We start from the raw sequence: 23283 nt of genomic DNA on the forward strand, positions 1-23283 counted from the left end.
AAGGGGGGAACATGGCGGAGCGGCCGGTCATCGAGATCCGGGAATGGGGACGGCCCGCGCGGCGGCGGCTGCTGGATGGGCCCCTCGTCTTCGGGCGCGACGGTAGTCACGAGGTGCTGGCCGACGGCGGGGTCTCGCGGCAGCACCTGCGGCTGGTGCCCACCCCGACGGCCCTGTCCGTGGTCGACCTGGGCAGCCGCAACGGCACCACCGTCAATGGCGTGGCCCTGACCGGTCGGCGGGAACTCGTCACCGGTGACGTGGTGCGCCTGGGCCGCAGCGAGATCCTGGTGCTGCACGCCCCGACCGGCGAACCGGACGAGCACGTCCCCGCCGAGACCGTGCTCGGGCCGTCGGGCGCGATACCCCGCCCGCCCGGCGGCGAGCCGACGCCCGCGCGCTGGGTGGCCCTCGCCAACCGGATCCTCGGCCTCGACCCGACCGGCGAGCGAAACCTGTTCCCCGCCTTCACCGAACTACCGAGCCGGATACCGCTGCCGGTCTGGCAGGCGGCGCGTTTCCTGAGCATCACCGCCTACCTGGCGCTCATCGTCACGCTGTTCGTGCGGCCCGCGGGCGGGCTGTTCGTCTTCTTCAGGATCGTCGTCCCGCTGCTGCCCGGACTGTTCCTCATCGCACCGGGCCTGTGGCGCAACACCTGTCCGCTGGCCGCCACCAATCAGCTGCCGCGGCTGTTCCGCTTCACCCGCGCGCTCACGCCGCCGGCCTGGCTGCAGCGGCGCGGCTATCTGATCGCGGTCACCCTGTTCTTCGGCATCGCCGGATCGCGCCTCGCGGGCCTGGACCGCAGCGGCTTCGCCACGGGTCTCGTGCTGTCCGCGGTCCTGCTGGCGGCGTTCACCGGAGGTGTCGTGTTCAAGGGCAAGAGCGGCTGGTGCAGCAGCATCTGCCCGCTGTTCCCGCTGCAGCGCGCCTACGGGCAGACGCCGTTCGTCACCATCGCCAACAATCACTGCCGCCCGTGCGTGGGCTGCGCCAAGAACTGCTTCGACTTCAAGCCGCGCGCCGCCTACCAGGCCGATATGGCCGATCCGGACCGCGGTTGGAGCGCGCCGCGCAAGCTGTTCGCTGCCGCGCTGCCCGGATTCGTGCTCGGGTTCATGGTGCTGGCCGGATATCCGGCAGTGCCGGTGGCGCAACGGTATCTGACGCTGGGCCTGGTTCTGCTGGTCGCGGTGGGCGTCTACTTCGCCGTCGAGGCGCTGACCGGAGTGAGCCCGGCCATGCTGTCGGCGGCGTACGCGGTGGTGGCCCTCAACGGCTTCTACTGGTTCGCGGGACCGGTGCTGCTCGGCTCGTTCACCATCATCACCGGTGTCGGCGGCGTGGCCTGGTTACGCTGGCCGATCAGCTTTTCCGTCCTGGCCGCGACCCTGCTGTTCCTGGCCCGCACCCGGGTCAGCGAACTCCAGTACGCGCTCAGCACCGGCGCCCGCACCGAACCCGTCCTGCTGCCCTTCCCGCGGCCGCGCACCGACGACGACAATGCCACCGCTCCAGCGGCTTCGGTGGACTTCGACGGTCGGACCGTGGCCGCCGAACTCGGCGTGAGCCTGCTCGATCTCGCCGAGAAGGCGAACCTGCCCCTGGAGTCGGGCTGCCGCATGGGCGTCTGTGGCGCCGACCCGGTCGCGATCCTCGAGGGCGGCGAGCAGCTGTGCGATCAGACCGCCGACGAGCGAAACACCCTGCGGCGATTGGGATTCGCCGACAACACTCGCATGGCCTGCTGTGCCCGCGTGAACGGTGGCGGTGTCCGGGTCTCGCTCACCCCCGAGCCCGGGCACGGCACCGGCGACCGCCCCGCCCACTTCGATCGCTCCCTGATGAGCCTGGTCGTCATCGGCACCGGCATCGCGGGCGTCACCGCCGCCGACTTCCTGCGCCGCGGCCACCCCGACTGCGAAATCCACCTGGTCGGACGGGAATCCCACGACTTCTACAACCGCATGGGCATCTCGCGCCTCATACCCGGCCGGTCCGCCATGCAGGGCCTGCACCTGCTGCCCGAACAGTGGTACGAGGACCACCGCGTCACCCCGTGGCTCAATACCCTTGCCACACACCTTGATCCGCGGTCGCAGCGGGTCCACCTCGGCACCGGCGACGTCCTGCCCTACGACCGGCTCATCCTCGCGACGGGTGCGTCCGCCGCGCTGCCCGAGATCGCCGGACTGCACCGGCCCGGCAGCTTCGTGCTCCGCGAGGCGGTGGACGCCATGACCATTCGCGCCTACGCCCAGCAGCGTTCCTGCGTCCGCGCGGTGGTCGCCGGCGGCGGTCTGCTCGGTCTCGAGGCCGCATATGCCCTGCACCAGTTGGGATTACGCGTCACCGTGCTGGAACGCGGGCCGCGGCTGCTCGGCAAGCAGCTCGATCCGCGGGCGTCGGCCATCGTGCTGGACCACTTCACCCGGGCCGGGATCGAGGTCCGGCACCGGGCCGAGACCGCCGCGCTGACCGCCGATTCCAGGGCGGTCGCACCCGGCGGGCAGCGCGGGCCCGGCCGGGACTCCGGTCCGGTCCGGTCCGTGATCCTGAAGGACGGGACGGTGCTGCCGTGCGAGGTATTCCTCACCGCCACCGGCATCCGCCCCAATACCGACCTGGCCGCCCGCGCCGGAATCCCGGTCCGGCGAGGCATTCTCGTGGACGACCGCATGCGCACCGCCGTGCCGCACGTGTACGCGGCCGGAGACGTGGCCGAACATCGCGACCGCGTGCTCGGCCTGTGGCCCATCGCCGCCGAACAGGCGCAGGCCGCGGCGGTGAACGCGCTCGGCGGCGATCAGGTGCTGACCGCGGAGACGCCCGCCACCATCCTCAAGGGGGTCGGCCTGGAGCTGTTCAGCATCGGGCAGGTCGAGCCGGGACAGCGCGACGAGGTGATCGTGGTGGACGAATCACCCACGCAGTCCTATCGGCGGCTGGTCATTTCCGGCGACCGCGCGGTCGGGGCGATCGTGCTCGGCCATCACCCCACCGATGTGGCCGCCGCGCAGCAGGCTGTCCGAGCCCGGAAAGCGATACCGGGCGCGGCCCGCAATGCCCTGCAGCGAGGGGACTGGTCCGCATTGCAGTAGAGCGGAATGTCGGCTGCGCGGTCGCCACCTGGTCGGCAGTGCGACCTACGGGGTCGCCTGCGCCGTGCGATAGGTGAGAACCCGCTCGCCGATACGCAGGCTCCACCCCGCCTTCAACTCCGTCGGCCGCTGCCCGACCCGAACCCAGTCCGCCGCACCGGGAGCCGCTACGAAGGTCCCGCCCGGCGTCCCCGCGTCCCGTACGTACACCAGGCCGTTCTCGACGAACACCCGTGCGTGCACCCGCGATACGTGCCGATCCCGCGCGATCACGATGGGCGAGGCCACCGCCCGCCGCACCGCCTCGTCGATCATCGGATCCCGCCCGATCACATACGGCCGATCCAGCGGATACACCGCGCCCTCGGTACTGGTGAGCGCCCCGCCCGCCGCGGCCATGGCAGAGGTCGTGGGTGGCTGCGGCCCGGCGGTGGCGCGGGTTCCGGGCTCGCCGATGTCTTCGGCGCCCGGGCTGTACGCCGCGGTCGGTGGTTGATCCTCCGGGGCGGGGCGATCCTTTCGCCCGGCCGGACGGCCGGAATCGGGTCCGGAGTCGGCCTGCGCCTCGATCCGCGCCCGCTTGTCGAGCGCCGGCGCAGGCTGATCCGAACCGGAGTCACCCGCGAGCCGTGAGCCCGGAGCCGGAGTCGTGGCGGCATTGCGGGGATGCACGGGTTCGGCGGCGGGCTCCGGCGGATTCGGGGAAACCTGCTGTCCGACAGCGGATTTCGCGCTCGGGGCCGGGATGGGTCCTGAGAAACGCGTATGGGACGGCGTCGGGGCCGGGGCCCGGCGGGTGAGGTCGGCGACCGAAGGAGACTCCGGCTCGGCTTTCGGCGGGGTCTCACTGGCGCGCGGGGCTCTCAGTCCCGAGGCCGGGGCGTGCAGGACGAAACCGCCGCCCGCCACGACTCCAGCCCGCAGATCGGTGTGCGGTAGTTCGCTGCCCGTGCCGTCGGCGACCACGGTGAGCCGCCGGATCGGATCGCGCACGATTTCGTCGGCCCAGGTCAGGGCGCGTTCACCGGAGAGCAGGCGGGCGCCCTCGGGCCCGTCGATCGCGGCCGTCACCGGGCCGCGCAGCAGGATCAGGATCCCGCCCGCCGTCGGCGCGACCACCCCGAAGGCCGGCGGCTGTGCGGAACTGCTGGTGAACACGGTCGCCGCCAGCCGCTGGGCGATCGCCACACCGGGATCCGCGGCGCTCGCCGCGGTCTCCGCCGCGCCGATAATTCGTTCCGTGGACGGACTTTCACCGTGCAGGAAGATGACCACATTCCCGAACCGGGCGACCAGTCCTGTCCCAGGTATCAACCCGACCGTCATCGGAATCCGACCCATCCGCGCCTCCCTCTCCCGGCGCCCACAACATCGCAGCCAAGCATAGGGCCGTTCCGTGGCCCGGGCATTCGGCCGATCCGACGGGGCGCCCGGCGACACGCGTCCACCCGGTTTGCGGGAATGCCGCCCCTGGCCGGGATCCGGGCGCGAGGATCGAGGCATCGTGCCGGTGCAACCGGCTCCGGCGTCACCGATGAGGACCGAACCATGAGGGGCACGATCATCAGGACCACCACCGCCGCCGCGATCGGCTGCGCCACGCTCGCGGCCGTCGCCGGACTGGCCGCGCCCGCCGGCGCGACCGCGACCCGGGTCGGCATCGACCCGGGCATCAGCTTTGGCTCGGCCACCAACTACGGCACCGGCTGCAGCTACGACATCGACGGCATCGTCGACGACCCGGTCACCCCGGTCGTCTTCTACGACAACGGGATTCCCTTCGCCTACGCCACTCCCTCCGGCGCGCTGGCCCAGACCCGGTGGACGCCCGTCACCGCCGGACCGCACCGCCTGCAGGTCTGGCAGCGCCGCCCCGACGGGCAGGACGTCTTCCCGTACGTCGACATCCAGGTCGGCAACGGCCTGCTGACCGGCTCCGGCTGCGGCGTCGTCAACTAGGCACCGCCCGATGCCGTCGACCAATCGCGATGCGGTGTGGTGAACCGACCGCCTCGGGTGCAGCGGACCGACCGCGGACCGGTGTGGTCGACCCGTCGATGCCCGGTGTTGCTGATCAGCCGCTACTCGAAGGCCGCCCTTGCGGCGGCCTCGGCGGCCTGCCGGTCCGAGGCGACGAGGCCGATGCGGGTCCGGCGGTCGAGCAGGTCGGCCGTATCGAGAGCGCCCTCGTGGGCGACGGCGAAAGCGAATTCGGCGGCGGTGACATCCATGCCGGACGCCACCTCCGCCGCCAGGCTCGGATGCTGGTCGGCCAGCGCGAGCACGGTGGTCGCCTCGCTGCCGTAGCGCTCGACCAGGCGCGGCGGGGCCTGGATGGCATCGCGGGCCGCGCCGGACACCGCGCCCACCAGGGGCAGGCTGCGGGTGCGGCACGGTGCGGCGGCCAGGTGCGCGTGCGCCACCGCGGCATCCGCCGCGTCCTCGGCCATCTTCCGGTAGGTGGTGAGCTTGCCGCCCACCACGGTGATGACGCCGGTGGGGGAGGTGAGCACGGCGTGCTCGCGCGAGATGTCGGCGGTGCTGTCGTCGCCGGTGCGCAGCAGCGGCCGCAGGCCAGCGAAGCTGCCGCGAATATCACTGCGGCGCAACGGCTCCCGCAGCACGGTGTTCACGGTGTCGAGCAGGAAGTCGATCTCGCCGTCGGTGGCGTGCGGGACGTCCGGCACCGGGCCGGGCGCCTCCTCGTCGGTGAGACCCAGATAGACCCGGTTGTGCGCGGCCGGGAACGCGAAGATGAAACGACTGGTGCTGCCCGGAATCGGTACGGTCAGCGACGCGGTGAGACCGCCGAACGCGGCGGCGTCGAACACCAGGTGCGTGCCGCGCGAGGGCCGCAGTTCGATGCTCGGATCCACCTGATCGGCCCACACCCCGGTGGCGTTCACAACGGAACGCGCTGTCACGTCCAGGGTTTCGCCGGTGAGCGTGTCGGTCAGCGTGGCCTTCCCGCCGGTGACATTCATGGCCTCGACCCGGGTCAGTACCGTCGCGCCCTCCCGGGCGGCCGTGCGGGCGATGGCCACCACCAGCCGCGCATCGTCCACCAGCTGCCCGTCCCAGGCGAGCAGCCCGCCTCGCAGTCCGGCCCGGCGCACCGTCGGGGCCAGCCGCAGCGCCTCGGCCGCCGCCACCCGCCGCGACCGCGGCAGCACCGACGCCGACGTCCCCGCCGCCCGGCGCAGCACGTCCCCGGCCAGGAAGCCGGTCCGCACCAGCAGCTTCTGCGCCGCACCGATATTCGGCAGCAGCGGCACCACCTGCGGCAGCGCCCGGGTCAGATGCGGCGCGGTGCGGGTGAGCAGGATGTCGCGCTCGACCGCGCTCTCGTGCGCGATCCCGACCCCGCCGCTGGCCAGATACCGCAGCCCGCCGTGCACCAGCTTGGAACTCCAGCGGCTGGTGCCGAACGCGAAGTCGTGCTTCTCCACCAGTACCGTCCGCAACCCGCGTGCGGCGGCGTCCAGCGCCACACCCACGCCGGTGATACCGCCACCGATCACCAGCACGTCGATCGTCGCGTCGTCACCGAGTGCCGACAGCTCTCGCCGCCGCCGCGCCGCGTTGAGCGACGAGTCGGGCCGAGCCGTATTCGAAGTCATGGGAAGGCCTTTCGATGAGTGCCGCTGTCGGTTGTCGAGAATGTGGAGCTACTGGGTCCCCGGTCAGGTGCCGGTGGGGGTCAGGTAGCCGTGCAGGGCGTAGGCGAGTTCGGTGTCGAGGTGGTCGCCATCCAGAACCGGGGCGAAGGCGGTTGCCGACTGGACCGCGGACTGGGCCATCAGCAGCAGCATGGCGGCCAGCTGCCCGGGATCCCCGGCGCGAATCGAGTTGTCGGCCTGGCCTTCTCGGATGGCTTCGGCGAACAGGTCGATGAGGGCGCGCTGATTGCGGCCCAGCCGCTCGAACACGTAGGTCAGCATGATGTCGGTGTCGGCGCGGAAGATCTTGGCGAACAGGGGATTCCGGCGCATCACCGCGCCGCCGCCGACAATGGCCCCGACCAGCCGCTCGCGCGCGCTGCCCGTGCTGGGCGCGGTGTCGGTGATGATCTCGCGCAGTTCCCGCACCAGCAGGTCCGCCACCAGGGACCCGGTATCGGGCCAGCGGCGGTACACCGTCGGCCGGCTGACGCCCGCGCGGCGGGCCACCTCGGTCAGGGTGGTGCGCCGGACGCCGAATTCGGCCACGCAGGCGCGTGCCGCGTCGAGGATGGCCCGATCGACGGCGGAGGATGGTTCGGTCGAACTCATGGTTGCCACCACCGGAGAATAGTCGTTGTCGTTACTGCTTGACATTCTATGTCAGACTGTAACGCATGGTCGACACACAAGCAGCTGCCGCGTCCACGGAAAACCCGGGCGAGCCGCAGGTTCGCGCGAGTATGGTGTGGGACGCCTGGGGCTCCCCGTCCGGACACAAACCGCTGTCCGAGCAGATTCGGGGACTGCTCGCACAGGTTTTCGGGGTGTCCGGTGAACCGGTGACCCGTCGCGATGAGGGCGACGTGCCGCTGCGCGCCTCGGCGCTCACGCCGGAACAGCACGCCGGGCTCGTCGCGGTGGTCGGAGCCGAGCACCTGTCGATCGACCATCGCGACCGCCTGCTGCACGCCGGCGGCAAATCCACGCCCGACCTGCTGCGCCGCCGCGCCGACGGCGAGCAGGACGCCCCCGACGCCGTCGTCTTCCCCGCCGATCACGACCAGGTCCTCGCGCTGCTGAAGTACTGCTCCGCCAACGGCATCGCGGTCGTGCCCTTCGGTGGCGGCACCAGCGTGGTCGGCGGTCTGGATCCCGCGCGCGGCCGCTTCCCGGCCGTCGTCGCCCTCGACCTGCGCCGCCTCGACACCCTCACCGACGTCGATCCGGTCAGCGGCACCGCCACCCTGAGCGCGGGTCTGTCCGGCCCGCAGGCCGAGGAACTGCTTGCCCGCCACGGCCTTTCGCTCGGCCACTTCCCGCAGAGCTTCGAATACGCCACCATCGGCGGCTTCGCGGCCACCCGCTCCTCGGGCCAGGCCTCGGCCGGCTACGGCCGCTTCGACGACATGATCCAGCGGCTCCGGATCGCCACGCCCGCAGGCGATCTCGACCTCGGCCGGGCGCCCGCCTCGGCCGCCGGACCCGACCTGCGCGAACTGTTCTCCGGTTCGGAGGGCACCCTCGGCATCATCACCGGCGTCACCCTGCGCGTGCACCCGGTCCCGGAAACCACCGGCTACCAGGCCTGGTCGTTCCCCGACTTCGCCACCGGCGCCAATGCGCTGCGCACCGTCATCCAGGCCGGCGCCGCCCCCACCGTCATGCGCCTGTCCGACGAAGCCGAGACCGGCCTGAACCTGGCCCGCGCCGGGGACATCGGCGGCGCGCCCGTCGGCGGCTGCCTCGCGGTCACCACCTTCGAGGGCACCACCGCACACGTGGCCGCCCGCAGTGCCGAGGCCGCCGCCCTGCTGGCCGCCGCCGGCGGCACCGCGCTCGGCGAAACCCCCGCCCGGGAATGGGAACACGGCCGCTTCGCCGCGCCCTACCTGCGCGATGCGCTGCTGGACGTGGGCGTGCTCTGCGAGACCCTCGAAACCGCAACCAGCTGGGCCGATCTCGCCAACCTCAAGGCGAAGGTGACCGCGGCGCTGACTGATTCGCTCACCGCCCAGGGCACCCCCGCGCTGGTCATGTGCCACATCTCGCACACCTACCCGACCGGCGCGTCGCTGTACTTCACCGTCGTCGGCAAGCAGGCCGCGGACCCGATCGCGCAGTGGGCCGTCGCCAAGCGGGCCGCGGGCGACGCCATCGTGGCCGCGGGCGGCACCATCACCCACCACCACGCGGTGGGCGCCGACCATCGGCCGTGGATGGCCGACGAGATCGGCGATCTGGGTGTGCAGGTGCTGCGCGCGGTGAAGAATGCCGTCGACCCCGCCGGAATCCTCAACCCTGGGAAGCTGATTCCGTGAGAACGATCCGCTCCATCGCCCTGGTGACCAATCCGCTGTCCGGTCACGGCAAGGGCGCTCTGGTCGCCGTGGAGGCGGCCAACCGCTTCGCCGCCCGCGGTGTCCAGGTCACCGAGATCCGCGGCGAGTCGGCCGCCGAGAGCGAACGGCTGGTGCGCAAGGCGCTGGCCGACCCGGACGCCCGCCCCGACGCCGTGGTGGCGGCGGGCGGCGACGGACTGGTCGGCGTGGTGTTGCAGGCCCTCGTCGGGACCGGAGTCCCCCTCGGCCTGATCCCCGGCGGCACCGGCAACGACCTCGCCCGCGAATTAGGCGTCCCCGACGACACCGAGGCCGCGGTGGCCACGGTCGTGGGCGGCCGGACCCGCGCCATCGATCTCGGCACCGTGGAAACCGAGGAGGCGGGCCGCGCCCTCTGGTTCGCCACCGTCACCGGCACCGGCCTCGACGCGCGAGTCACCCTGCGCGCCAACGCTCTCCGCTGGCCCAACGGCCCGCTGCGTTATACCGTCGCCGCCCTGCTCGAACTCGCGGGCAAGCTGGCCGTGCCCTATCGCATCGAACTGGCCGGCTCACCCGAGCATCCGGACGGCACCGTGCTGGAACTGGACGCGGTCATGGTCGCCGTAGGCAATACCCGCACCTACGGCGGCGGCATGCTCATCTGCCCCGACGCGCTCATCGACGACGGCCTGCTGGACCTGACCGTGGTCGGGGCCATGTCCCGGCTGGAGATGCTGCGCCTGCTCCCGACCCTGTCCTCCGGCAAGCGCATCGACCATCCCGCCGCGGTCCAGTACCAGGCCCGGGAGATCCGCCTGACCGCTCCCGGCGCGCCCGCCACCGCCGACGGCGACCCGGCGGGACTGCTTCCCGCGCACTTCCGCGCCGCCCCGGGCGCCCTGGACGTGCTGGTCCCCTGACCCTCGTACCGCCCGAACGGGTCCGATCTGGTCCGGTAAAAGCAGTGCGCCCCATGCTTTTACGGCATGGGGCGCACTTGTCTTACGGGGTCGGAGGAAGGTGGGCCGGAATTCTCACCAGACCTGAAAGACACCCAAACCCTTCGGGCTCAGCAGCACGTCCACCGAGCCGTTGGGGTGCGACGCGGCCTCACCGACGATCGCGGGCATATCCGCGAACACGGCATGGCCGTCCTGGAGGAGAGCCGAATCGGGTTGCAGCCCCACGATCACGGCATTATGCGGCGCATACCGGTCGACCAGCGCCGGAATCGGGCTCTCGGCCAGGGCCTGCGTCTCACCGTGATCGAGCTCCACCCCCGCCGCGCCGATCTGCGGTATCACGAACGGGGTTGCGGCGGAAGCGGTTCCGGTCCAGGCCGATCCGGCCAGACCGAGCCCCGCGCAGGCGGCCGCGGCAACAGCAAAGGTTCGAACACGCATGATGACTCGCTTTCCAGCGGCGGCGGGAGAGATGTCCTGCGGAGCTGTATCGATTACTGCGGTGAACTGTGGCGGCTGGATCCAGCCGGGTAGCCAGAACACATCACCGCAGGTAACCATGGCAAGGCTCAAGTGATTTATGTCACTTCGGTTTGCAAAAGTGATTCATCTCACATCCCCTGACCGGGCAAATGCGACAGGCGGTCGGAGCGCCGACTAGGACGGGCGTGCGATGAGCAAGTGTCCAGAAATCGGCCTCCGCGGCAGGAACCGGTGATCGACCGTCAGCCCGGCCCGCTCCAGTGCGTCCTTCACCTCGGCGACCGGGCGGAGGGTGAATCCGTATGGGGTGAAAGGCATTTTCGCCATGGCGTCCGGGTCGCCGACGCCGATCACCAAGCGCCCCTTGGGGGCGAGGACACGCGCCAGCTCGGTGCAGGCGCGATCCAGATCCGGCACGAAATAGATGGTGTTGCAGGTGATCACGGCATCCAGGGCGGCGTCCGGGAACGGGAGCTCGGTGAGGGAGCCCTCGGCCAGGCGCAGGCGGTCGGACGAGACGTCGGCCGCGAACTCCGATCGGGCCCGCGCCAGCATGTCGGGGGAGAGCTCGACACCGGTCACCGTGCCGGACCCGATCCGGTCCAGTAGCAGGGTCAGCCCGATGCCCCCACCGAATCCGATATCGGCAGCCGCGTCACCGGCGGCCACCTCGGTCGCCGCCACCGCGGCCTCGATCATCGGCCGGTTACCGCGATTCAGCAGGCGCGCCACGCCCTTGCCCAGCACTCCGTGCGGATTTCCCAGCTGCCCGGCGACCGTCGACATCACCCGCGAGACAATCGGATTCATGCTCGACAGGTTACTCGCCGGTCGCTCCGCCAGGACCTCGCAATGTGCTTGTCACGACGCGAAAACAATGCGGCGGACGCAACGTCGATGCAACGAAACCTGGTCTACCCTGGCCCATTTGGGTCAGAACCTGAGAATTGCCTTTGGATCCGGGAGTGAGTCCCGAAACGGCGGTAGGCTGACCATCGAGGGCGAGGCTTCCGGTGTCCCTCATCCGTCGGAAGCCTCGCCCTTCGGCTATCCATCCGGGCCCCCTCCGGCGGTAAATCGGGCCTAGGAAAAACCCGGTCGTTCGGCGATAATCCCAGCCCTTAGAATCGACCGGTGACCAGCGCAGCCTCTGAGAACCCGCGTAATCGTGCCGATGCCCTCCCCAAGAGCTGGAACCCCAGCGATGTCGAGGCCGACCTGTACGAGCGCTGGGTAGCCGCCGGTTACTTCACCGCCGACCCGGGCAGCGCCAAGCCCTCCTACTCGATCGTGCTGCCCCCGCCGAACGTCACCGGCACCCTGCACATGGGCCACGCCCTCGACCACACCCTCATGGACCTGCTCACCCGCCGCAAGCGCATGCAGGGCTTCGAGGTGCTGTGGCTGCCCGGCATGGATCACGCCGGCATCGCCACCCAGACCGTGGTGGAGAAGCAGCTCGCCGTCGACGGCAAGACCAAGGAGGACTTCGGCCGCGAGCTGTTCGTCGACAAGGTCTGGGATTGGAAGCGCGAGTCCGGGGGCCAGATCCAGGGCCAGATGCGCCGCCTCGGCGACGGTGTGGACTGGAGCCGCGACCGCTTCACCATGGACGACGGGCTCTCCCGGGCCGTGCAGACCATCTTCAAGCGCCTCTACGACGCGGGCCTCATCTACCGCGCCGAGCGCCTGGTGAACTGGTCGCCGGTGCTGCAGACCGGCATCTCCGACCTCGAGGTGGACCACAAGGAGGTCGAGGGCGAACTCGTCTCCCTGCGCTACGGCTCGCTGAACGACGATGAGCCGCACGTGATCGTGGCCACCACCCGGGTGGAGACGATGCTGGGTGACACGGCCGTCGCGGTGCATCCGGACGACGAGCGGTACCAGGCCCTCATCGGCACCACGGTCTACCACCCGATCACCGGCCGCCAGATCCCCATCGTCGCCGACGACTACGTGGACCCCGAATTCGGTTCCGGCGCGGTCAAGATCACCCCGGCGCACGACCCCAACGACTTCGAGCTCGGCCTGCGCCACAACCTGCCCATGCCCACCATCATGGACAAGACCGGCAAGATCGCCGACAGCGGAACCGAATTCGACGGCATGGACCGCTTCGAGGCCCGGCTCAAGATCCGCGAGCGGCTCGAGGCCGAGGGCCGAGTGGTCGGGCGCAAGTACCCCTACATCCACCAGGTCGGCCACTCCGAGCGCTCCGGCGAACCCATCGAACCCCGCCTGTCCATGCAGTGGTGGGTGAAGGTCGAGGGCATCGCCAAGGCCGCCGGTGACGCGGTCCGCAACGGCGACGTCAAGATCCACCCCGCCAGCCAGGAACCGCGCTGGTTCGAGTGGGTCGACAACATGCACGACTGGAACATCTCGCGCCAGCTGTGGTGGGGCCACCGCATCCCGATCTGGTACGGCCCCGAGGGCGAGATCGTCTGCGTCGGACCCGACGAGCAGGCCCCCGAGGGCTACGTCCAGGACCCGGACGTGCTCGACACCTGGTTCTCCTCGGGCCTGTGGCCCTTCTCCACCATGGGCTGGCCGGACGCGACGCCCGAGCTGAGCACGTTCTATCCGACCAGCGTGCTGGTCACCGGCTACGACATCCTCTTCTTCTGGGTCGCCCGGATGATGATGTTCGGCATGTTCGTCTCCGACGACCCGGTGCTCACCGTCGGCAAGGACCCGAACCAGAAGCAGGTCCCGTTCCAGGACGTGTTCCTGCACGGCCTGATTCGCGACGAGTTCGGCAAGAAGATGTCCAAGTCGCGCGGCAACGGCATCGACCCGCTGGACTGGATCAACGAATACGGCGCCGACGCCACCCGATTCACCCTCGCCCGCGGCGCCCAGCCCGGCGGCGACCTCTCGGTCGGCACCCCGCACGTGACGGCCTCGCGCAGCTTCATCACCAAGCTGTTCAACGCCACCAAGTTCGCGCTCATGAACGGCGCGCAGCCGGGCGAACTGCCCGCGCGCGAGAGCCTCACCGACACCGACCGCTGGATCCTGGACCGCCTCGACGAGGTCGTCACCGAAGTCGATGCGGCCCTGGACCGTTACGAGTTCAGCAAGGCCCTCGAGGGTCTGTACCACTTCGCGTGGGACGAATTCTGCAGCTGGTACCTGGAATTGGCGAAGGTGCAGTTCGCCGAGTCCGAGGAGCGCGCGGCGAGCACCCGCCTGGTGCTCGGCACCGTCCTGGACGCGGTGCTGCGCCTGCTGCATCCGGCCGTCCCGTTCGTCACCGAGACGCTGTGGCAGGCCCTCACCGACGGCGCCGAGGGCGAGTCCATCGTCATTTCCGCCTGGCCGGCCGTCTCCGGCGCCACCGCCGACGCGGCTGCGGCCCGCCGGGTTTCGGACACCCAGAAGCTGATCACCGAGATCCGCCGCTTCCGCTCCGACCAGGGCCTGGCCGACAGCCAGAAGGTGGCCGCCAAGCTCAACGGCATCGACACCGCCGACCTGCGCGCCCAGGAGGCCGGTATCGCCAACCTGGCCAAGCTCACCCCGGCCGGTGACGGCTTCGCCGCCACCGCCTCGCTCGAGGTGCGCCTGAGCACCGCCACGGTGACCGTCGAGATCGACACCTCCGGCACGGTCGATCTCGACGCCGAGCGCCGCCGCCTGGAGAAGGACCTCGCCGCCGCCCAGAAGGAACTGACCGGCACCACCGGCAAGCTCGGCAACGAGGCGTTCCTGGCCAAGGCCCCCGAGGATGTGGTCGCGAAGATCAAGGCGCGCAAGGAGATCGCCGAGGGCGACGTCGAGCGGATCAGCGCCCGCCTCGCCGAGATCGCCAAGCTGGCGGCCCAGTGAACGACGAACCGGAACGTCAGTACGCCGAGGGCGCCCCGCTGAGCAGCGGCACCTCGCCGGTGGATCTGGCCGAAATGGCGCTGGTCGAGGCCGAACTCGACCAGCGCTGGCCGGAAACCAAGATCGAGCCGTCGCTCACCCGCATCGCGACGCTGATGGACCTGCTGGGCTCGCCCCAGCAGTCCTATCCGGCGATCCACGTCGCCGGCACCAACGGCAAGACCTCGGTCACCCGCATGATCGACTCGCTGCTCACCGCGCTGCACCGGCGCACCGGGCGCATCACCAGCCCGCACCTGCAGCTGGCCACCGAGCGCATCGCCATCGACAACGCGCCCATCACGCCCGGGCGCTATGTCGAGATCTACCGTGAACTGCTGCCGTACGTGGAGATGATCGACGCGCAGTCGAAAGCCGCAGGCGGCCCGGCCATGTCGAAGTTCGAGGTGCTCACCGGGATGGCCTACGCGGCCTTCGCCGAAGCGCCGGTGGACGTGGCCGTGGTGGAAACCGGGATGGGCGGTCGCTGGGACGCCACCAATGTGATCGACGGCGAGGTCGCGGTCATCACCCCGATCGGGTTGGACCATATCGACTATCTGGGCCCCGACCTCACCTCTATCGCAGGGGAGAAGGCGGGGATCATCAAGAAGGCCCCCGCCGACGACCTCGTCCCGCGCGACACCGTCGCCGTCATCGCCCAGCAGGAACCCGAGGCCATGGAGGTGCTGCTGCGCCGCGCGGTCGAGGTCGACGCGGCCGTCGCCCGCGAGGGCTCGGAGTTCCAGGTGCTGTCCCGTCGCGTCGCCATCGGCGGCCAGATGCTGGAGCTGCAAGGGCTCGGCGGCGTCTACGACGAGATCTTCCTTCCCATGCACGGCGAGCACCAGGCCCGCAACGCGGTGCTGGCGCTGGCCGCGGTCGAGGCGTTCTTCGGCGCGGGCGCGTCCCGGCAGCTCGACATCGACGCCGTACGAGCCGGATTCGCGGCCGCCGTCAGCCCCGGCCGGATGGAGCGCATGCGCAGTGCGCCCACCATCTTCATCGACGCCGCCCACAACCCGCACGGTGCCGCGGCCCTGGCGGCCACGCTGACCAGCGAATTCGACTTCCGCAAACTGGTCGGCGTGATCGCGGTGCTGGGCGACAAGGACGCCGGCGGCATCCTCGACGCCCTGGAACCGGTCTTCGACGAGATCGTCGTCACCGAGAACGGCTCCCCGCGCGCCCTGCCCGTCGACGACCTGGCCAACCTCGCGGTCCAGCGCTTCGGCGACGAACGCGTGGCCGTCGCCCATGACCTGGCCGACGCCATCGAGACCGCCATCGCCCTCGCCGAGGGTGGGGAGGACGGCGAACTGGTCTCCGGTGCGGGCATAGTCATCACCGGCTCGGTCGTCACCGCCGGGGCCGCTCGCAGCCTGTTCGGAAAGGATCCCGCATGACCTCCGACGCCACGCCCGACGTCCCGCCGCCCGCCACCGACCCGTGGAAGGGCCTGCGCGGGGTCATGGCCGGCACTCTGGTCCTCGAGGCCATCACCGTGCTGCTGGCGCTGCCCGTGATCGGCGCGGTCGGCGGCGGCCTGCGCTGGTGGTCCATTCTCTACGTGGTCGGCCTGGCCGTGGTCATGTTCCTGGGCGCCGGCCTGCAGCGCCGGCCCTGGGCCATCCCGTTCAACCTGGCCCTGCAGGCGGCCCTGCTGCTCGGCGGCTTCATCCACCTGTCGATCCTGGTGATCGGCGTGGTCTTCGTCGCCGTCTGGGTCTTCATCCTGTTCCTGCGCTCCGATGTGCAGAAGCGGATGAACGCGGGCCAGCTGCCCAGCCAGCGCATGTCCGGCGCATGAGTTCTCATTACCCCAGGCGACAACTGATTTCGTTGCGCCCGGGGTAACTCGTCGGGTACGTCCAAGATTGCTTCGCATCCTGACCGCCGGCACGCGAATGGGGCCGGCGACGGCTCCCGGCCGTGCGCTGGAGTTTCGGGGAGGCGGTACTGTGACGGCGTGACTGAGCAGACGTTGGTACTCATCAAGCCCGACGGCGTGGCCCGCGGCCTCGTCGGGGAGATCATCACCCGGATCGAGCGCAAGAGTCTGAAGATCGCGGCACTGAAGCTCGTGAACGTCTCGCCCGAGCTGGCCGCCGTGCACTACGCCGAGCATGCCGAGCGCCCGTTCTTCGGATCGCTCATCGAATTCATCACCTCCGGCCCGGTGGTCGCGGCCGTGCTCGAGGGCCCGCGCGCCATCACCGCGTTCCGTCAGATCGCGGGCGGCACCGACCCGGTCGAGAAGGCCGTCCCCGGCAGCATCCGCGGCGACTACGCCCTCGAGACCCAGTACAACCTCGTGCACGGCTCCGACTCGCCCGAGTCCGCCAAGCGCGAGATCTCGCTCTGGTTCCCGGAATTCGCGCTCTGAACCCGTGCGGGGCACCGCTCCCCGCACCCACTCGATAGGTCCGGGGGAGACCCCGAAGGCAGAGGCCGCCGCCCGCCCCTGCGCCCCGGAAGGCAGGCGCGGGCGGGCGGCCCTCCGCCGCACACCGGTCGGCTGCGGCGCGGTCCGCGTGAGACTCGCGAGGCCCGCTCCGGGCCGCGCGGGCACGACGCCCCGGCGTGGTGTGGGATACTGGCTCTGGAAGTGACCGACGCGGGCCGTTTGCGGCAGGTGTCGATCACCTTCGAATTGACACCGCGGAGCGACGGACGATCATCGCTGCCGCCGACGGCTTCCAAGACTCGGCCGCCGGGCAGGCACGCTGGATGAACGCTCGTGACACGGAGTTGAGCCAACCAAACCAGGCGCCACGTGAACTGTTAGCCCGAACGACGAGATACCGGTGATAACGGGACACGCGGCGCGAAGACTTACGATCTCGCGCCCCCGGGCGTGAGGTCGACAAGACAAGCGCCCCCGCGTCGGCCGCGTCGCTCCTTGGAGGAACGCGCCCGGGGGCCCGAGGAGATTTCGTGGCCGATCAAGAGCCGCTGGAAGCATCGCAGAGCAACGGTGAAGGGGAGGGCGCTCAGATCACCCCGGCTGCCGAACAATTGCCGGAACGGATCCGAGTGCACGCACTGGCGAAGCTGCTGGGCACTACCAGCAAACGTATTCTGGCCCACCTGACCGAGATGGGCGCGCAGGCGCGAAGCCCGCAATCGAGTTTGGACCGCACCGTCGCCGAAACCGTCCGCGACGCCTTCGGCCCGCGTGAGGTCGAGCTCGTCGAACCCGCCCCGGCCGGACCCGAGCCGATCGCCGAGGCCACCGTCGACGCGGCCATCGCCGTCGGCGACGACCGGGCGGCCGACGAGATCGCCGCCGAGGAGGTGGAGGCCGTCGAGGACACCGCGGCCGCCGCGCCCGCGGTCAAGCAGACCACCCTGTTCGCGAGCCCGTTCCAGACCGAGCCACAGCTCGAGGAGCCGGTCCAGTACCAGCCGTCCGCCATGGTGGCCGCGCCGCTGTTCCAGGCGCCGGATGCCGCGGCCGCCGAGGACGCCCGGCGGCAGCGCCGCGCCGAGCGTGCCGGTCGCAAGGCCCGGGCCGAGGAGCAGGCCGCCGAGGAGCAGGAGCTCGAGGCCAAGGCCATCACCGAGGAAGCCGCGTCCGAGGACACCGAGGACGAGGGCGAGTGGGACGGCGACCAGGACCGCGACCAGCGGGGTGAAGGCACCTCGCGGCGTCGCCGCCGGGGTCGCCGGGGTCGCGGCCGCGGTCGTGGCGAACAGCACGGCGACAACGACACCGATGAGGTCGAGGGCGACGAGCAGCCCGAGGGTGAGGCCGACGAGTCGGCCGAATCCGCCGACACCGACGTCGTCGAGGACGAGGACGAGGGCGCGGCCGTGCCCGAGGGCTCGAGCAGCCGTCGCCGCCGTCGCCGTCGCCGCCGCAAGGGCGGGGACGACAACGAGCCCGAGGCCGCCGACGACGATCCGCCGAACACCGTCGTGCACGAGCGCGAGCCGCGCAGCAAGCGCCGCGCCGCGCAGGTGGACGAGGTGCAGGGCATCAGCGGCTCGACCCGCCTGGAGGCCAAGCGCCAGCGCCGCCGCGATGGCCGCGAGGCCGGCCGCCGGCGTCCGCCCATCCTGACCGAGTCGGAATTCCTGGCCCGCCGCGAAGCGGTGGACCGGGTGATGGTGGTGCGCGAGAAGCACTTCTCCGAGCACCCCACCTCCACCACCCAGGTCGCCGTGCTCGAGGACAACATCCTGGTCGAGCACTTCGTGACCTCCACGGGTTCGGCGTCCATGGTCGGCAATGTGTACCTGGGCAAGGTGCAGAACGTGCTGCCGTCGATGGAGGCGGCGTTCGTCGACATCGGCCGCGGCCGCAACGGCGTGCTGTACGCGGGTGAGGTGAACTGGGAGGCCGCCGGTCTGGGCGGCAAGGAGCGCAAGATCGAGCAGGCGCTGCGGCCCGGTGACACCGTGCTGGTGCAGGTCTCGAAGGATCCGGTGGGCCACAAGGGCGCCCGCCTGACCACGCAGATCAGCCTGGCCGGTCGCTTCCTGGTGTACGTGCCGGGCGGTACCTCGACCGGTATCTCCCGCAAGCTGCCCGACACCGAGCGCAAGCGGCTCAAGGAGATCCTGCGCGACATCGTGCCGCAGGACGCGGGCGTCATCATCCGCACCGCGTCGGAGGGTGTCTCCGAGGCCGAGCTGGCCCGCGATGTGGAACGGCTGCAGGCGACCTGGCGCACCATCGAGGAGCAGTCCAAGAACGGCTCGGGCGCGCCCAAGACCCTGTATGAAGAGCCGGACCTGCTGGTCAAGGTGGTCCGCGACCTGTTCAACGAGGACTTCTCCAAGCTGGTCATCGAGGGCGAGCGCGCCTGGACCACGGTGGAGAACTATGTCCGCACGGTCGCCCCGGACATGCTGGCCCGGGTCGAGCGCCACGAGAACAACGGCGTCGACGTGTTCGGCTCCCTGCGCATCGACGAGCAGCTGGCCAAGGCGCTCGACCGCAAGGTGTGGCTGCCCTCCGGCGGCACCCTGGTGATCGACCGCACCGAGGCCATGACCGTCATCGACGTCAACACCGGCAAGTTCACCGGGTCGGGCGGGTCGAATCTCGAAGAGACCGTGACCCGCAACAACCTGGAGGCGGCCGAGGAGATCGTGCGCCAGATGCGGCTGCGCGATATCGGCGGCATGATCGTCGTCGACTTCATCGACATGGTCCTGGAGTCGAACCGGGATCTGGTGCTGCGCCGCCTCACCGAGGCGCTGGGCCGGGACCGCACCCGCCACCAGGTCTCCGAGGTCACCTCGCTGGGCCTGGTCCAGATGACCCGCAAGAAGCTGGGCACCGGCCTGGTCGAGGCGTTCTCCACCACCTGCGAGACCTGCCACGGTCGCGGCATCCAGGTGCACAACTACCCCGTCGAGTCGTCGGCTCCGGCCGGGGACGGCGGCGAGGGTGTGAGCCGTCGCGAGGGTTCGCGCCGCCGCCGCAAGGACCGCAGCGCGGCCGCCGCCGAGGCCCCGGCCGTCGAGCCGGTGGTCGAGGAGAAGGCCGAGAAGCAGGAGGTCAAGGCCGAGCAGGCCGCGGCCAAGCGCGCCCACCCGGTCGCCATGGCCATGGCCGCGCACGCCGCCGAGGAGGCCGTGCACGCGGCGGACGAGGACGCCGTCGCGGCCGCCGATGCCGCGAATGCGGTACTGGCCGAGGGTGAATCGGCGAGCGTGGCCGATGTCGCGGCCGCCGAGTCCGTCATCGTCCGCGAGGCCGAGAACGCCGCCGCCGAGGCCGCCCTGGCCGAGCGCGCGGTGTCCGAGGTCGAGACCGCCACCGAGGAGGCGGCGGTCGAGACCGCGGCGGCCACCAACGGCACCGCGCCTGCCGTGGACACCCTCGTGGTCGAGTCCGAGCCTGTGGCAACGGAATCGCCGATCGCCGAGGCGCACGCGGCCGTCGCCGCCGTGGCCGCCGCGGAAGCGCAGCCCGGTCGTCGTCCCACCCGTCGCCGGGTGGCGCGCACGGCTTCGGCCCCGGCCGCCGACAGCCAGGGTGCGGTGTTCGTGCTCTCCAGCGCGGATCAGTCCGACAAGCCGGGCTTCAACCTGGACGACCTGGCTCCGGCCGCGGTGCCGCCGCGGGCTCGCCCGCGGCGCCGGTCCGCGGGCCGTCCCGCCGGTGCGCCGGAGGGGGAGAACTAGCCGGCTCCCGTCAGCAGGCCGTGGCCCCGCCGAATTCCGGCGGGGCCACGGCCTTTTCGGGCGGTGACGAACACCATCGGTAGTGGGCGGCGGCCCGGTTTGGAGGGGGTCGGCCGTGTCCTGTAGTCTTGGTCAGTCGCTGCCCCCTGCGACGGCACTCTGTTGTGACTAGTGCTGTGAGTGGGCCCGGTTCGGTAGAACCAAAAGGCCCGAGGCGGCGGTGAAAACCACCAGACCAGTCTGCGGCGGTTTCCGGTGCGAACCGGGCGACCGGCCGTGTGAGCAGAGTGCCGAGCACTTCGCGCACTTGAAGAGAAAGAAGGGCAGCCGACCGATGGCAACGTACGCGATCGTCAAGACCGGCGGAAAGCAGTACAAGGTCGCGGTCGGTGACCTGGTGAAGGTCGAGAAGATCGAGGGTGAGCCGGGCACTGCGGTGTCGCTGTCGCCGGTGCTGGTCGTTGACGGCGCCGAGCTGACCACCGATGCTGACAAGCTGGCGAAGGTTTCCGTGTCCGCCGAGGTCGTCGAACAGACCAAGGGCCCGAAGATCCGCATCCACAAGTTCAAGAACAAGACCGGCTACCACAAGCGTCAGGGCCACCGTCAGAAGCTGACGGTCCTGAAGGTCACCGGCATCAAGTAATCCGACTTGGGGTTCGCACCCCGGCACGAGGAGTTCTGAAATGGCACATAAGAAGGGTGCATCCAGCTCGCGCAACGGTCGCGATTCGAATGCCCAGCGGCTCGGTGTGAAGCGCTTCGGCGGTCAGACCGTCAAGGCCGGCGAGATCCTGGTTCGCCAGCGCGGCACGCACTTCCACCCCGGCGTCAACGTCGGCCGTGGCGGCGACGACACGCTGTTCGCTCTCGAGTCGGGCGCGGTCCAGTTCGGCACCAAGCGTGGTCGCAAGACCGTCAACATCGTGGTTCCGGAGCCGGTGAACGCCTGACCGGCGCACCGAAGTTCGCTCCACAAGCTTCCGAAGCGGGTCAGGGTTTGGATCAACCCTGGCCCGCTTTGCTGTTTACAGCAGCGCCACACCACCGATGCTCACAGGTTCGCGGCGCGTCTCGTTCTGGACTGACGGAGCGGGGGAGCGAAGCGGAGGAGCGGAGGACGGAAGAACGAGACCTTCAGCGCCGCGAACCAGCCCGGAGCGCAGCGGAGGGCAAATTAGACAGAGTCGACTAGTCCTGAAGGAGGATGATCACCGATATGTCCAAATTCATCGACCGTGTCGTTTTGCACGTGCGCGCGGGCAAGGGTGGGCACGGGTGTGCCTCGGTGCGGCGTGAGAAGTTCATGCCCCTGGGCGGCCCGGATGGCGGCAATGGCGGCAATGGCGGGGATGTGATCCTCGAGGTCGACCCCAATGTGCACACGCTGCTGGACTTCCACTTCCACCCGCATGCCAAGGGCGGTAACGGCAAGCCCGGTGAGGGCGGCAACCGCAATGGCAAGCAGGGCGAGGGGCTGCTGCTGAAGGTGCCGGACGGCACCGTCGTCATGAGCACCGACGGTGAGGTGCTGGCCGACCTGATCGGGGTGGGTTCGACGTACGTGGCGGCGCAGGGCGGCCGCGGCGGGCTGGGCAATGCCGCGCTGGTGTCCAAGTCGCGCAAGGCGCCCGGTTTCGCGCTGCTCGGCGAGGACGGCCAGGAGCGCGATCTGGTGCTCGAACTGAAGTCGGTGGCGGATGTGGGCCTGGTGGGCTTCCCGTCGGCCGGCAAGTCGTCGCTGGTGTCGGTGCTGTCGGCGGCCAAGCCGAAGATCGCGGACTACCCGTTCACCACGCTGGTGCCGAATCTCGGTGTGGTGCTGTCGGGTGACACGACTTTCACCGTGGCCGATGTGCCCGGCCTGATCCCGGGTGCGAGCGAGGGCCGCGGCCTGGGCCTGGATTTCCTGCGGCATCTGGAGCGCTGCGCGGTACTGGCCCACGTGGTTGACTGCGCGACGCTGGAGCCGGGCCGTGACCCGGTGTCGGATGTGGACGCGCTGGAGGCCGAGCTGGCCGCGTACCAGCCCGCGCTGGTGGGCGACGCCGGTCTGGGTGATCTGGCGGATCGCCCGCGCGTGGTCATCCTGAACAAGGCCGATATCCCGGATGCCGACGAGCTGGCCGAGTTCGTGCTGCCGGAGTTCGAGAAGCGCGGCTGGCCGGTCTACAAGATCTCGGCGGTGAGCCGGGAAGGCTTGCGGCCGTTGACCTTCGCGCTCGCGGAGATGGTCGCCGAGTATCGGGCGGCGCATCCGAAGGCGGAGCCGAAGCGGCAGATCATCCGCCCGGTTGCCAAGGGCGACAGCGGTTTCCGGGTCATTCAGGATCCCGAGGTCGAGGGCGGCTTCATCGTCATCGGCGAGCGGCCCGAGCGGTGGGTGCACCAGACCCAGTTCGACAATGACGAGGCCGTGGGCTACCTGGCCGACCGGCTGGCCCGCCTCGGTGTCGAGGACGAGTTGGTCAAGCTCGGAGCGGAGCCGGGTGCGTCGGTCACCATCGCGGATTACTGCTTCGATTGGGAGCCTTCGATTTCCGCCGGTGTGGAGACCCTGATGACCCGCCGCGGCGTGGACCCACGCCTGGATCAGACCGAACGCATCGGCGCCGCCGAGCGCAAGCACGCCTCGCGCGTGCGCCGCGGCCTGGTGACCGAGGACGACGAGTAATACAGTGCCGCAGGGCCGTTCGCGACGGAGCGGGCGGCCGATGCGGGTGGGCAACGGATTCGG

Annotated in this window: 17 protein-coding genes; 12 read left to right on the top strand and 5 right to left on the bottom strand. The window is 70.4% G+C overall.

The window, feature by feature from the left end; genetic code table 11:
• Nucleotides 1–11: 11 nt before the first annotated feature.
• On the top strand, nucleotides 12–3104 hold the full coding sequence (locus tag AB0L60_RS22770) for an FAD-dependent oxidoreductase (RefSeq protein WP_364617155.1): 3093 nt from the start codon (nucleotides 12–14) through the stop codon (nucleotides 3102–3104).
• 45 nt (nucleotides 3105–3149) lie between these two features.
• Here the strand turns inward: AB0L60_RS22770 and AB0L60_RS22775 are convergent, their stop codons facing one another.
• Entirely contained in the window at nucleotides 3150–4445 is a 1296-nt protein-coding gene (locus tag AB0L60_RS22775; RefSeq protein WP_364617157.1) for an FHA domain-containing protein, read from the bottom strand.
• Nucleotides 4446–4652: 207 nt separating this feature from the next.
• Between AB0L60_RS22775 and AB0L60_RS22780 the strand changes: the two genes are divergently transcribed.
• Nucleotides 4653–5063 (top strand): hypothetical protein, encoded by a 411-nt coding sequence (locus AB0L60_RS22780; RefSeq protein WP_364617160.1) that lies wholly within the window; start codon nucleotides 4653–4655, stop codon nucleotides 5061–5063.
• Between the two features lie 122 nt (nucleotides 5064–5185).
• On the opposite strand, the gene AB0L60_RS22785 is transcribed toward AB0L60_RS22780, so the two are convergent.
• Both AB0L60_RS22785 and AB0L60_RS22790 read right to left on the bottom strand, forming a co-directional pair.
• The gene (locus AB0L60_RS22785; protein WP_364617162.1) at nucleotides 5186–6724 is read right to left on the bottom strand and encodes a glycerol-3-phosphate dehydrogenase/oxidase; all 1539 of its coding nucleotides are present in this window, start codon (nucleotides 6722–6724) and stop codon (nucleotides 5186–5188) included.
• 63 nt (nucleotides 6725–6787) lie between these two features.
• Nucleotides 6788–7375 carry a TetR/AcrR family transcriptional regulator gene (locus AB0L60_RS22790; RefSeq protein ID WP_364617164.1) on the bottom strand — a complete coding sequence of 196 codons (588 nt, stop codon included), beginning with the start codon at nucleotides 7373–7375 and terminating at the stop codon, nucleotides 6788–6790.
• Between the two features lie 131 nt (nucleotides 7376–7506).
• Here AB0L60_RS22790 and AB0L60_RS22795 point away from each other — a divergent pair, with 131 nt between their 5' ends.
• Entirely contained in the window at nucleotides 7507–9084 is a 1578-nt protein-coding gene (locus AB0L60_RS22795; RefSeq protein ID WP_364617416.1) for an FAD-binding oxidoreductase, read from the top strand.
• Nucleotides 9081–10007 carry a YegS/Rv2252/BmrU family lipid kinase gene (locus AB0L60_RS22800; protein ID WP_364617166.1) on the top strand — a complete coding sequence of 309 codons (927 nt, stop codon included), beginning with the start codon at nucleotides 9081–9083 and terminating at the stop codon, nucleotides 10005–10007. The genes AB0L60_RS22795 and AB0L60_RS22800 overlap by 4 nt, the downstream gene beginning before the upstream one ends.
• Before the next feature lie 114 nt (nucleotides 10008–10121).
• Here the strand turns inward: AB0L60_RS22800 and AB0L60_RS22805 are convergent, their stop codons facing one another.
• Both AB0L60_RS22805 and AB0L60_RS22810 read right to left on the bottom strand, forming a co-directional pair.
• The gene (locus tag AB0L60_RS22805; protein ID WP_364617168.1) at nucleotides 10122–10490 is read right to left on the bottom strand and encodes a hypothetical protein; all 369 of its coding nucleotides are present in this window, start codon (nucleotides 10488–10490) and stop codon (nucleotides 10122–10124) included.
• 216 nt (nucleotides 10491–10706) lie between these two features.
• Complete coding sequence (locus AB0L60_RS22810; protein ID WP_364617170.1) at nucleotides 10707–11342, bottom strand: class I SAM-dependent methyltransferase; 636 nt, start codon at nucleotides 11340–11342, stop codon at nucleotides 10707–10709.
• Between the two features lie 324 nt (nucleotides 11343–11666).
• Here AB0L60_RS22810 and AB0L60_RS22815 point away from each other — a divergent pair, with 324 nt between their 5' ends.
• The 8 genes from AB0L60_RS22815 to obgE all read left to right on the top strand — a co-directional run bounded on the left by AB0L60_RS22815 (nucleotide 11667) and on the right by obgE (nucleotide 23220).
• Nucleotides 11667–14366, top strand: a complete 2700-nt coding sequence (locus tag AB0L60_RS22815; protein ID WP_364617172.1) for a valine--tRNA ligase — start codon at nucleotides 11667–11669, stop codon at nucleotides 14364–14366.
• A gap of 74 nt (nucleotides 14367–14440) precedes the next feature.
• The gene (locus tag AB0L60_RS22820; protein ID WP_364617418.1) at nucleotides 14441–15811 is read left to right on the top strand and encodes a folylpolyglutamate synthase/dihydrofolate synthase family protein; all 1371 of its coding nucleotides are present in this window, start codon (nucleotides 14441–14443) and stop codon (nucleotides 15809–15811) included.
• Entirely contained in the window at nucleotides 15808–16215 is a 408-nt protein-coding gene (locus tag AB0L60_RS22825) for a DUF4233 domain-containing protein (RefSeq protein WP_364617174.1), read from the top strand. Before AB0L60_RS22820 ends, AB0L60_RS22825 begins: the two co-directional genes overlap by 4 nt.
• Nucleotides 16216–16374: 159 nt before the next feature.
• A complete protein-coding gene (gene ndk, locus AB0L60_RS22830) occupies nucleotides 16375–16791 on the top strand; it encodes a nucleoside-diphosphate kinase (RefSeq protein WP_364617176.1) in 417 nt (138 codons plus the stop codon).
• Between the two features lie 632 nt (nucleotides 16792–17423).
• Nucleotides 17424–20546, top strand: a complete 3123-nt coding sequence (locus AB0L60_RS22835) for a translation initiation factor IF-2 N-terminal domain-containing protein (protein WP_364617420.1) — start codon at nucleotides 17424–17426, stop codon at nucleotides 20544–20546.
• Nucleotides 20547–20880: 334 nt separating this feature from the next.
• Nucleotides 20881–21192: a 50S ribosomal protein L21 gene (gene rplU / locus AB0L60_RS22840; protein ID WP_030512746.1), complete on the top strand. Its 312-nt coding sequence runs from the start codon at nucleotides 20881–20883 to the stop codon at nucleotides 21190–21192.
• A 40-nt stretch (nucleotides 21193–21232) separates the two neighbouring features.
• Nucleotides 21233–21499, top strand: coding sequence for a 50S ribosomal protein L27 (gene rpmA, locus AB0L60_RS22845; protein WP_364617179.1), 267 nt, complete (start codon nucleotides 21233–21235; stop codon nucleotides 21497–21499).
• A gap of 266 nt (nucleotides 21500–21765) precedes the next feature.
• Nucleotides 21766–23220 (top strand): GTPase ObgE, encoded by a 1455-nt coding sequence (gene obgE / locus AB0L60_RS22850; protein WP_364617181.1) that lies wholly within the window; start codon nucleotides 21766–21768, stop codon nucleotides 23218–23220.
• The last annotated feature ends 63 nt before the right edge of the window (nucleotides 23221–23283 follow it).

This window comes from Nocardia sp. NPDC051981 (genome assembly GCF_040680715.1).
Lineage (GTDB): Bacteria > Actinomycetota > Actinomycetes > Mycobacteriales > Mycobacteriaceae > Nocardia.